At 59.8% G+C, this 9,180-nt stretch carries 11 protein-coding genes; 3 read left to right on the top strand and 8 right to left on the bottom strand.

Annotation, left to right across the window (positions count from 1 at the left end; translation table 11 throughout):
• Positions 1–344 precede the first annotated feature (344 nt).
• The 7 genes from ABJK70_RS15375 to ABJK70_RS15345 all read right to left on the bottom strand — a co-directional run bounded on the left by ABJK70_RS15375 (position 345) and on the right by ABJK70_RS15345 (position 6,553).
• A complete protein-coding gene (locus ABJK70_RS15375) occupies positions 345–992 on the bottom strand; it encodes an HAD family hydrolase (RefSeq protein ID WP_347258393.1) in 648 nt (215 codons plus the stop codon).
• Positions 976–1,641, bottom strand: a complete 666-nt coding sequence (locus ABJK70_RS15370; RefSeq protein ID WP_077730830.1) for an LON peptidase substrate-binding domain-containing protein — start codon at positions 1,639–1,641, stop codon at positions 976–978. Before ABJK70_RS15370 ends, ABJK70_RS15375 begins: the two co-directional genes overlap by 17 nt.
• 423 nt (positions 1,642–2,064) lie before the next feature.
• Entirely contained in the window at positions 2,065–2,778 is a 714-nt protein-coding gene (locus ABJK70_RS15365) for a copper resistance protein B (RefSeq protein ID WP_240502545.1), read from the bottom strand.
• Between the two features lie 4 nt (positions 2,779–2,782).
• Positions 2,783–4,510 carry a copper resistance system multicopper oxidase gene (locus ABJK70_RS15360; protein WP_347258392.1) on the bottom strand — a complete coding sequence of 576 codons (1,728 nt, stop codon included), beginning with the start codon at positions 4,508–4,510 and terminating at the stop codon, positions 2,783–2,785.
• Positions 4,511–4,740: 230 nt separating this feature from the next.
• Positions 4,741–5,562, bottom strand: coding sequence for a methyltransferase domain-containing protein (locus ABJK70_RS15355; protein ID WP_156881334.1), 822 nt, complete (start codon positions 5,560–5,562; stop codon positions 4,741–4,743).
• A gap of 36 nt (positions 5,563–5,598) precedes the next feature.
• Positions 5,599–6,105, bottom strand: coding sequence for a DUF4396 domain-containing protein (locus ABJK70_RS15350; protein ID WP_168175442.1), 507 nt, complete (start codon positions 6,103–6,105; stop codon positions 5,599–5,601).
• A 10-nt stretch (positions 6,106–6,115) separates the two neighbouring features.
• Complete coding sequence (locus ABJK70_RS15345; protein ID WP_086133445.1) at positions 6,116–6,553, bottom strand: MerR family DNA-binding protein; 438 nt, start codon at positions 6,551–6,553, stop codon at positions 6,116–6,118.
• Between the two features lie 307 nt (positions 6,554–6,860).
• Between ABJK70_RS15345 and ABJK70_RS15340 the strand changes: the two genes are divergently transcribed.
• Both ABJK70_RS15340 and ABJK70_RS15335 read left to right on the top strand, forming a co-directional pair.
• Entirely contained in the window at positions 6,861–7,280 is a 420-nt protein-coding gene (locus ABJK70_RS15340; RefSeq protein ID WP_077730895.1) for a Rap1a/Tai family immunity protein, read from the top strand.
• 23 nt (positions 7,281–7,303) lie between these two features.
• Positions 7,304–7,588 (top strand): glycine zipper family protein, encoded by a 285-nt coding sequence (locus ABJK70_RS15335; protein ID WP_077730826.1) that lies wholly within the window; start codon positions 7,304–7,306, stop codon positions 7,586–7,588.
• Between the two features lie 5 nt (positions 7,589–7,593).
• Here ABJK70_RS15335 and ABJK70_RS15330 read toward each other — a convergent pair whose 3' ends face one another.
• Complete coding sequence (locus tag ABJK70_RS15330) at positions 7,594–8,778, bottom strand: hypothetical protein (protein ID WP_347258391.1); 1,185 nt, start codon at positions 8,776–8,778, stop codon at positions 7,594–7,596.
• Between the two features lie 192 nt (positions 8,779–8,970).
• Here ABJK70_RS15330 and ABJK70_RS15325 point away from each other — a divergent pair.
• A partial coding sequence (locus ABJK70_RS15325; RefSeq protein WP_347258390.1) for an aquaporin occupies positions 8,971–9,180 on the top strand: 210 nt, incomplete at its 3' end.

Here is a 9,180-nt window from a genome sequence, read left to right as displayed (position 1 = left end):
CGTACCTGGGACGCCGCTTTCGTTGACTTCCGGAATGCCGTCGAGGCTGTTGCACTCCGATCGTCAGGTACAACTGTCTAGGGCACAGTAATTCCAAATCGCTTTCAGTAGGAATTCATTCTTGTAGGATGGGTAGAGCGAAGCGAAACCCATCGAGCGACCTCGAATCGGTGGGTTACGCGGAGCCTGTCCCGAGCCCTTCGACGATGCTCAGGACAGGCTTGTCGAAGGGCCTGTCCCGAGCGGAGACTAGGGGCTAACCCGCCATCGATGGGTTTCGCTTCGCTCTACCCATCCTACGATGAATGTTCACTCGAATGCCGAATGGAATAAGACCAATAACCTCATAATCCGAGCGCACGCAACAACTGATCGGCTTGCTGAAAGCTTGCCAGATGAAATTCGGCCAAATCGGCGCCCGGCAGACTTTCGCTTGGACGTCCTCGGGTAAAGAGCACCGTCCTGGCCCCGGCGCGGATACCGGCTTCGATGTCGAAACGGTAATCGCCGATCACCGCGACTTGCGCGGGGACAACACCCCAAGTCGCGCAAATATGGCGGATAGCCCAGGGATCGGGTTTTATCGGACCGTCATCCCGCGTCATCACCAGTTCGAAATCCAATCGGCAGCGGGTCAGAGTCGCATCGGCGACTTCCCGGCTATTACGGGTAAACACGGCTTGGCGAACACCCAATCCGCGCAAACGATCCAAAAATCGGCGCACGCCGGACAGTACTACGGCACGCGCCGCGCCGGCCGCCTCATGGCGGAGGAGGATGGCCCGGCATCGAATGGCCTCCGCTTCGGCCAGGTTTTCCATGGTCTCCAGCAGCGGAACGCCGTCCGGCAGCCCCATTTCGCGGCGCATCACGGCGAAATCGAGACCGGAATCGACCAGGGTTCCGTCCATGTCGAAAATGACCCCGGCAACGGGACCGGAATGAGGCTCGCGCCGCGGCTTTACCCGTTGACGCTCAGTGCTGCCTGACATCGGTGCCGACCCGCGCTGCCGCCATTTCGAATTCCAACAGCCCCAGCAATTTGGCGTAGCGGTCCTCCACGCTGACTGCCTCCACCAATGCCTGGCGCTCGGCCACTTCAAACGGCAACTGGCTGATCAGGACATTCACCAAAACGGGGAAAGACATCTGCTCCATGACCGTCCAATCGGTGCTCAGGCTCTTACGCTGAAAATAGTCCTTGAGCAGCTCCATGAGCTTTCCCCGGTCGCACGAAATGGCATCCGACAATGCGTAATCGACACGAAATCGATCCCAGTCCGGGATGACGCGACGATAATCCCGGGTGGTTGGTATTTCTTCGCGGATATCGAAACGACAGACGCCGGTCATCACGATCAGCAGGCGGCCGTCCAGGGTTTCGCTGAACGAGGTGATGCGTCCCGCGGTGCCGGTTCGGTATACCCCTGGCTGATTCTCGTCCTTCGAGGCCGGATCGGGCTGCACCATGCCGATCATCCGGTCGGTACCCAGGCAATCGAAAACCATGTTGAGGTAGCGCGGCTCGAATATATTCAGCGGCAACTGAGCCCCCGGCATGACGATGGCGTTGCGCAGCGGGAAAATCGGCAGCGTGGCCGGCAAGCGCTCGAAGGGTAAAGTGAAGGGGTTTGTCGCCATAGGGTGTTTTCGATGTTCTCGAATCCTTTCGTCTGTGTTCGGAATTTAGACACTTCCGCTAAGCTCCGGATATAACATGCGTATTCTTGATATTTCACAACATTATCCACAAACCGCTCCACAGCTTTTGTGGAAATCGCGGAGCTAAGTACATTCAGGGAAGTCTTGCGGCATAGGCAACCTGCAGGACAACCCCGCCAATCAAGCCAATCTGTCGAGATTCCGCAAATATTTGCGGAATGTACTTAGAGCATTTTCCGGTTTGATTTAGCGCCCCAGAATACGGTAGGTCGGCAAACCCTTGCCGACGCGCTGGGTTGGCAAGGGGCTTTGTCGGAAGGGTCGCGACTAAAGCGACCGTTTGCGATTGGGAAGGGATTGCCGACCTACGAATTTCCCGATCATCACCGCCAAACTAACGCTCTAAAACCAGGCCCTTATACCCGCCACCGCCCTTACGCTGTGCTTGTGCTCTCTGAGCGACTGCTCCTCGACGTAATCGAAGCCGATATAAGGCGCGAATTCCCGCACGATCTCGTAGCGCAGCCTGAGTCCCGCTTCGAATTCGGTGATGCCGGCCTTTACGCCGCGGTTCTCGATGTCGTCCGCGGACACGTTGATTTCGATGCGCGGCTGGGCGATGAGGCGTTGGGTTAGTAAAAGCTCGTAGGCCAGCTTGAAGCGGCCGAGCACATTGCCGTTCTCGCTGATGAACATCGCCGCCTCGGTCTCGAAAAAATAAGGCGCGAGCCCCTGGATGCCGATGACGCCGTCGAAGGTGCGTTCCGGCTCGAACGCGCGGCGGACGCCGATCTGGGCGTCCCAGAAGGTGGCGATGTTGCGGCTGTAGAGCAACTGAAGGTCGGCCCGCCCGAAAATGTCCTGTTCGAAGACGTAATCGCCCTCGCTTTTCACCCACAGTTTGTTGTAGTCGCTGCCGGTCCAGCCTTCGATGTCCCATTTGAAGAGGTGAATGTCCCCGTTCCCCTCGTACTCGAACCGTTCGAACCTAAGATAGTTGTAGATCGCATCGTCCATCTGAGCGGTCGCACGGCCGCTCCCGAACATCATCAAAATGGCCGCGGCACAAACCGGAACGGAACGCCGGACACGGTGGTGTTCGAGACTCGGAATCACCTTCTCAAGCTCCCGTTTTCGCAGCTGTATCGGGAGGCTCCACGATGATCTTTCGAAACATCCCGGTTTCCATGTGATAGACCAGATGGCAATGAAACGCCCACTCGCCCGGCGCGTCGACCGGCACGTCGACGTGCACGGTCTCGCCCGGCTTGACGTTTACGACGTGTTTGCGCGGATTGAACGGCCCCTTGCCGTTATCCAGGTCCTGCCACATGCCGTGCAGATGCAGAGGGTGGTTCATCATGGTCTCGTTAATGTAGGTAAAGCGCACCCGTTCGCCGTACTTGAGGCGAATCGGCTCGGCCTCGGAGTACTTCTGGCCGTTGATGGACCAAATGTAGCGGTTCATGGTACCGGTGAGGCGCAGAATGATTTCCCGGTCGGGCTCGCGCCAGTCCGCATGCTTCTCCGCGCTCTTGAGATCGGCATACGATAGCACCCGATGGCCCGTGCCGGCGCGTTCTTCGACATGCTCCGCCATGGCATGGCCTTCGTGACCGGCGTGTGAAGACATGGCGTGATTCATCTCCGGCATCGCGGCATGATCCATGCCCGCCATATCGTGACCTTCATGCCCGTTCGTCCGATGTTCCTTTTCCGGCGTATGCTTCATGGCCGCGTGCGGCCCGCCGGCCGCAGAACCGTGCTCCATGCCGTGGGCCGCCGCCATCTCGGCCAAAGTCACCAAGGGTCGTGGCCGTAGCGCCGGAACCTCCGCCCTCATGCCGCGCCGGGGAGCCAGGGTCGCTCTCGCATAACCGCTGCGGTCCATGGCTTCCGCGAAGATCGTGTAGGCCTGGGGTTCGCGGGGCTCGACCAGCACGTCGTAGGTCTCCGCGACGGCGATACGAAACTCGTCCACCTCGACCGGCTCGACGTTTTGCCCGTCCGCCTGAATGATCTGCATTTTGAGCCCCGGTATGCTCACGTCGAAATGGGTCATCGCCGCGGCGTTGACGAAACGGAGCCGGATGCGCTCGCCCGGCTTGAACAGAGCCGTCCAGTTGGCTTCGGGACCTTGGCCGTTGACGAGGAAGGTGTAGGTATAGCCGGTGACGTCGGCGATGTCGGTAGGGTCCATCCGCATCTCGCCCCAGGCCAGCCGGTCGGCCATGGTTTCCTTGACGCCCTTGCCGGACAGATCCCGGAAGAAATCGAACACGGTGCGCTTCTGGAAGTTGTAGTAGTCGCTCTGCTTCTTCAGCTTCGAAAGCACGCGGTGCGGGTTCTCGTCGGACCAGTCGGACAGCATCACCGTATACTCGCGGTCGTAAGCGTGAGCTTCGCCCTTCGCGGGCTCTATGACGATCGCGCCCATCAACCCAAGTTGCTCCTGCATCGCCGAATGGCCGTGATACCAGTAGGTCCCGCTCTGGCTCAGCCTGAAGCGGTAGCTAAAGGTTTCGCCAGGCGGAATCCCGGGAAAGCTGATGCCGGGCACGCCGTCCATGTCGTAAGGCAGCACGATGCCGTGCCAGTGGATAGAAGTCGGCTCGTCCAATCGGTTGGTCACGCGCAAGGCGACTTCCTCGCCTTCCCGCCAGCGCAGCGTGGGCGCCGGCAATGAGCCGTTGGCCGCGATGGCGGTCCGTTCCCGTCCGGTCAGATTCACCGCTTTCTTGTCTATGACCAGCTCATAGCTTCCGGCCTGGACCGGCGGCGCCGACAGAACCGCGAACCAGAAGGCCGCGATTCGGCATTGCCGGATAATGGCATTTACGGTTTGCACGGATTTTCGCCTCTAAGTGTTCTCGGGAATTTCAACGCTTCGGGATTTGGCCGCCAACAGCATCGCGTTCAACTCGAAAAAGCTTTCAATGTAGAGCAGGTTAGGCACGCATCGTACGTAACCAGCAAAGTTTCTTCGGCATCTCCGGCGGACACGGAATGGTTCGTGGCAGTGCTCGCCTCCCACCCTATATCGGAAAACGGAATCGGAACCATGTTTTCGGCCTATCTCTAACTCTGCTTGACGGCGATGGCGTACAAGGCACTCGCTTCGATACCAGAGACTTTGCCCTCGCGAAGCGGGGCCAGATTGCTTTCCCTGACCAGCGCCTGCTCTTCGACCGAGAGCAGGTCGATCGTGCCCCGGTAGCCGCATCCGCGCGCGATGGTCCACCAATCGTCGGGCGACTTTAGCGGATGAGAGTAGTTTTCGGTATGTATCTCGGCTTCGCGGATACCGCCTTCGGCGAGCATGCCGCGCAGCCCGATGGAATCGTCGATCCGGTCCCAGGGATTGAATCCCTTGTAGAGATCCGGCCGGACAGAGCGCACGGTATCCCAGAATAGACTATCGGCCGGCTCGAAAAAGTCCCGTCCCCAGGTGGTTATCGCCAATTTGCCGCCCGGACGAACCAGGCGCCACAACTCGCGCACCGCCTGCGCCATGTCCGGCACGAAAAAGATGCCGAACACGCACACCACCGCGTCGAAGCTGGCGGCCGGCAAACCGAGGTCGAGCATGTCGCCAGTCCGAAATTCAATATTGGTTAGTCCACGCTTGGCGGCCTTGGCCCTGGCGAGCGTCAACAGCCTTTCGGCCAAGTCGATGCCCAGAACGAAGCCGTCCGGCCCCACCCGCTCGGCAGCCGGCAGGGCCGAGGCGCCGCTGCCGGAGCAGAGGTCGAGCACCCGTGCTCCCGGCCGCAAACCCAGCCGGTCGATCGTTCGCCGTCCATGGTAATCCCAAAATCCCAGTTCCGGCGCATCGAATAGGTCGGCGGCGGCGTTATAGGCCGTGGCCGCCCGGTGTTTTGCCTCGTCAGGAGTGACCATGTTTGTTCCCCTAGTTTGGTTGAGCTTGTATTAGTACTAATGACACCGCTGCTTGAGATTGCGGCCCAAAAGCCAGTAGTTCACCGGCCATGCGGCGATGAACCCGGCCGGCAACGCCGCCAGATATCCCAGCCAGAACCGGAACGAGAGCATCGAGGCCGCTTGCACGCCGCCTAGATGATAATCGGTCAGATTCATCGCCAGCTCCATGACCGCGATGGACACGGTTTCGCCGATCCAGATCGTGCGGAACGCCCGAACCCAGCCGAAGCCTTGACGGACCAAGGGCCATAAGCCCAAGGTGTAGCCGCTGACGAAACCCAGAACCGTGGCGAGCATCATGGTGGTCCACGGATTCAACCCCAAGCTCACCCCGATGGCCAGCCCGACGAATTCGCCGATGGCGCAACCGCTCAGGCAATGAACGGTCGCGTGAGTCGCCAAATGCGTCGGCGAAGAGCGGCTGGCTCCATGATGGTGAGCGTGCGCCGTGGAAAAACTGGCACCGCCGTGAAGGGGTATGTGATGAATATCATGGCTCATGAGTCGCTCCTTATGATGTTGATGTCGTGGCATTGTCGCGCTTTGATTCGAGGGTATTGTCCCCGAGGACCGCTTCGATGATCGGGCATCCGCATACGGGACCGGCGCCGTCACAGGCATGGACGAGTTCGGCCAGGGTCCGGCGGACCCGGTCGAGTTCGGCGATCTTTTGCTCCAGTTCCGCGAGACGGCGCTCGGCAATCGCCCGAACCGCGCTGCGCTCGCCGACGCCGTCGTTTAGCGCCAGCAGTTCGGCGATTTCTTCCAGCGAAAACCCGAGCGCCTTGGCCCGGCGGATAAAGCGCAGCCGATCCACGTCGTCGGGCTGGTAAAGCCGGTAGCCGGCCGCCGTGCGCATCGTTTTTTTCAAAAGGCCGGCGCGCTCGTAAAAGCGAACCGTATCGATGCTGATCCCGGCCTGAGCCGCGGCTTTCCCGATAGTGAGCATGGAGCACCCTCCTCTTCTCAGTGCATGCGTCGATAGCGTAAACCCTGGACCCAAGTCCAGAGTCAAGCGTCCGTCGCGGTATTTACAAATATTCGGGGAGATTTGGCGGAACGGGATTTCGATTTCGTTTGGGCGCGGCTTTCGCCTTCGGAATTCCGCATGTCGGGCCGAGGCTATTCGAACTCCACCGGCGCCACAAAAGTCGAAATGTTTACGGATGAAGGAACGCGCAGCGGCCGGCGGACTCGAAGCGGAATACCGGCCGAGATCGATATCCGGCGAGACATGGCTTCAAGGAGGTTTATCCATGCGATTCAAGCGATTGGTGAGCACCGGAATGGTGCTGTTGGCAACCCTGATCCAGTTGCAGAATGCCTCGGCCGCCACCGAGGAAGAGGACTTCCTGGTCCGTAACGTCCAGGATCTGATCGACCTTTGCACCACGCCCCGGGACGATCCGCTGAACGTTGCCGCCGTGCATTTTTGTACAGGTTATCTGGTGGGCGCATATCACTATCACGAGTCCATGCACTCCGGGCCCGACAGCCAACCCTTGGTGTGCCCTCCCGATCCGAAGCCGACCCGGCAGCAGGCGATCGCGGAATTCGTCTCCTGGGCGCAAGCTCACCCGGAATACAACAACGAGCGCCCGGTGGATGTGATGTTCCGATTCATGACCCAAAAATGGCCGTGTAAAAAAACGGCTCGATCCGGCATGACCGATTGATCCACAGACAAGCGAGGGCCGCGATGAAATCGCGAATTTTCTTGAGTCTTTTGGGCGCAGCCTTGTTATCGGGGTGCGCCGGCATGTCTCCCAGCGAGCAGCGGATGTTGAGCGGCACTACCGGTTCCGCGGCGGCAGGCGCGGCAATCGGCGCCATTGCCGGGAATGCGGGCCTGGGCGCGGCGATCGGCGCGGGCACAGGACTGGTGGGCAGCTATCTGTACGACCAGCACAAACAGGCCGAGGAGCGTGCCTACCGCCAGGGTTATCAGCAGGGGCGCCAGCAACCAGCCCCGACCGCGCCTTGACCGGCTCAAAACAAATATCCCGCCAACATTTTCAAGAGATCGATAACGGGAATTTCGATGGCCAGCACCGGCACCATCGGCAAGGCCGCCGCCGCAAACAGAGTGATGACGGTTTGCCGGCCGATGGGCACCATGCGAACGGCACTCACGGCTTCGTGCATGGAACGCACGTCCGCCACGGGGCCGAGTTCCGGAGCATTGAGCAGAGCGTCGTCGCGAACCGTTTCTCCTCGGATCCAGCGGCGGTCGACCAGTCTCCCGTGCTGTCCCGCCAAGGCGCCGTAATCGAGCAGGGCCTTGCGCCGCAGGCGTTTCAACTTGCCGATGAGCACCAGCAGCGGGCCTAAACACAGAGACAGTGCGAGCATCACATAAAGCGCCATGGGCATCCTCAAGGACTCCACGCGCGCACCGTGGTAAAGAACGCTGTGCGCGAAGTGCGAGGCCAGCACCATGGATACGCCCAATATGAATGGAATAAACACCTGCGGGGCCATGCCGAGAAAACCCAGGCCGCCGGCCCGGTCCGGATGAACCGGAACGAGTTCGAGGTCCAGCTTGGAAACGCGTAGCAACAGAATCCCGAATACCACGACGCGCCATACCCACAACCCTATCAGGAAGCTGAAAATCGGGCGCAGCACGAGGAGATACCACCATCCCGCGAAGATGAGCCCGATCGGGTCGGTATCCCGGTCGATGGCCCAGGATGCCTCGTGCAGCCGCTCGAACTGCTGCACGGCAAAAATCACGTTCGCTGTCACGAGGCTGACGAGGATCGCGAAGATCCACCAGGAATTCAGCAAGCGGTCGGTGGTATTCAAAGCCGAGCGGAACTTCGGCATCGAAGATTCGCCGACCAGTCCCGAGACGACAAAATGGCGAATCAGCGATTCGAGGCGCAAAAGGGCGCTTTCGCCGATGATGAAGAGCGGTATCGCGATCAGGCAACGAGAATGAATGGCGAAGTGAAGGAGCAAGGGTTCCGAGATTTCGCCGCCGAATGCCCGACCGGCGAGCGAGGCCGGGACGACGATGGGCACCCAGCACAACAGCGCGAAGAACAAGGCGCGCCGCTTTACGCCCAAACCATGGGACGGTGCCAGCCCGATCGCCCGTTGCAGGCGAAAGAACGGGTCCTTGCCCACGAACAAATGTGTAATGCCGTGATCCGGTTCCTGTCGATCCATTCCACCGTCCCTTGATAGCCGTGGTGAACTTTTTGTCCGGAACTACGGTATCACATTGACGCTGAAAATTTTTCGTCGGATGCTGTGAGTTAGCGGTCGAACCGCGATCTAAAAAGGTAACCGCTCGTCCCGCTTTCGAGGCGGGAACGGAAATCGGCTCGTTTTGAAAAAAAAACCTTGGAGGGACTGATCATGTGGTCGATTTATCGACGTTGTACAGCGGAGTTTATCGGAACGTTCTGGCTGGTTTTCGGCGGCTGCGGCAGCGCCGTTCTTGCCGCCGCCTTCCCGAATGTCGGAATCGGATTGCTCGGCGTATCCCTGGCATTCGGTTTGACCGTGCTGACCATGGCCTATGCCGTGGGCCATATTTCCGGCGGCCATTTCAATCCGGCGGTTTCC

Origin of the sequence: Methylocaldum sp., from assembly GCF_039794385.1 — a bacterium.
Lineage (GTDB): Bacteria > Pseudomonadota > Gammaproteobacteria > Methylococcales > Methylococcaceae > Methylocaldum.
Note: the sequence above shows the minus strand (reverse complement) of the source record. Positions and strands in the feature narration are given on the sequence as shown.